This is a genomic window from Synechococcus sp. H55.11, from assembly GCF_047462475.1.
Classification (GTDB): Bacteria; Cyanobacteriota; Cyanobacteriia; order Thermostichales; family Thermostichaceae; genus Thermostichus.
This window is the reverse complement of the sequence record NZ_JANSJI010000033.1, coordinates 1-1,280: the sequence shown is the minus strand read 5'-3', so window position 1 is coordinate 1,280 and position 1,280 is coordinate 1. Positions and strand designations below refer to the sequence as shown.

Annotated in this window: 2 protein-coding genes and 1 tRNA gene; all 3 read right to left on the bottom strand. The window is 61.8% G+C overall.

From position 1 onward, the window contains the following. Nucleotides 1-110: 110 nt before the first annotated feature. Nucleotides 111-428 carry a hypothetical protein gene (locus NW853_RS01260; RefSeq protein ID WP_414336537.1) on the bottom strand — a complete coding sequence of 106 codons (318 nt, stop codon included), beginning with the start codon at nucleotides 426-428 and terminating at the stop codon, nucleotides 111-113. Nucleotides 429-509: 81 nt separating this feature from the next. Then, nucleotides 510-582 (bottom strand) — tRNA-Ala (locus NW853_RS01255). Then, the coding region (locus NW853_RS01250) for a Uma2 family endonuclease (RefSeq protein ID WP_414347265.1) at nucleotides 573-1,280 on the bottom strand (708 nt) is incomplete at its 5' end. The genes NW853_RS01255 and NW853_RS01250, both read right to left, overlap by 10 nt.

Genomic DNA, 1,280 nt, shown 5'->3' with positions numbered 1-1,280 from the left:
GCACGGATCCCTACTAACTCCCCTCTCCCTCAGGGAGAGGGGCCGGGGGTGAGGGGCTGCTCCCCCAAAGAGAGGGGCCGGGGGTGAGGGCCAGCGCGGAGCGCTTGGGCCTACCGCCGTTCCAAAAAATCGCGGCGCAGATCTCGAATCTCCTGCCGCATCTCCCTCATCTCTTGGGCCATCTCGTCAGTGCGCCGTTCCAGAGCTTCAGTTCGGCGCTCCAGGGCATCCGTGCGGCGCTCGATAGCGCGGGTGCGCGCATCAAAGCGATCCATGGACTCGCGAAAAAACTGGGCCAGCATTGCCTGCCCTTCTCGCAGTTCTTGAATCAGAAGCTGCTGATTTTGTTGGACAAGACGTAGCTCCTGCTGGGCCGCTTGCAGCTCTTGAACAGCGCGGATCAGCCACTCTTCTTGTTCCGGAGTCATTATCAACTAGAGCGAGAGGATGCCAAGATCCTACCACCAACCCCCCTCTCCCTCAGGGAGAGGGGCCGGGGGTGAGGGCAATGGAGAGTAGGGAACTCGAATCCCTGACCTCTGCGGTGCGATCGCAGCGCTCTACCAACTGAGCTAACTCCCCGTGGCTTTACCAGAATAACCCAAGTCCGCCGCCAAGATCTCCCCCGCCTGCAGCTCCAGCCCTGCAAAAACCTTCGAGGGCACCCGCTCGGATCCCTTCAGCTCCAGCAGGTCGTACCAGCCCTCGTGCAACAGCAGCAGGCTCACCTTCTCCTCCATCGGATCCACAATCCAGTACTCACCAATGCCCAAAACGCAGTATTCCGCCCGTTTGGCTCGGTAGTCCGCCGCCCGGCTCGATTCGCTCACCACCTCCACCACCAACAGCGGCGGCGGATCCTCCAAGCGAATCAGAGCCTCTCGGGATCCCATCTCCTGCCACTGCTGCAGAGGCAGCACCACCACATCCGGGATCCGCACCGTATCCCAGCGGTTGCCCCGCGGCGACTGGATCCCGATAGCCATCGGCTGAGAAGTCCACGGTAGCCCCTGGCGCCGGATCTCAGCTCGAAAAGCGGTATTGAGGAAATCCACAATCTGACCATGCCGTCCGGTTGGAAGGGCCATCGGCACCAACTCCCCCGCCACCAGCTCATAGCGGGTATCGCCGCCATCGGAATACTTGAGGTATTCTGCCAAACTCAGGCGAGCCGTTGTCGACCCAGGAACGGATCCTATCGTCAAAGCCACAGCCGCCTCCAAAAGCCACTCTGCTGCCATCCTAACCCCCCTCTCCCTCAGGGAGAGGGGCCGGGGGTG

Coding starts and splice junctions, on each gene's coding strand:
- NW853_RS01260 (WP_414336537.1), bottom strand. CDS start 428: ATGACTCCGGAACAAGAAGAGTGGCTGATCCGCGCTGTTCAAGAGCTG.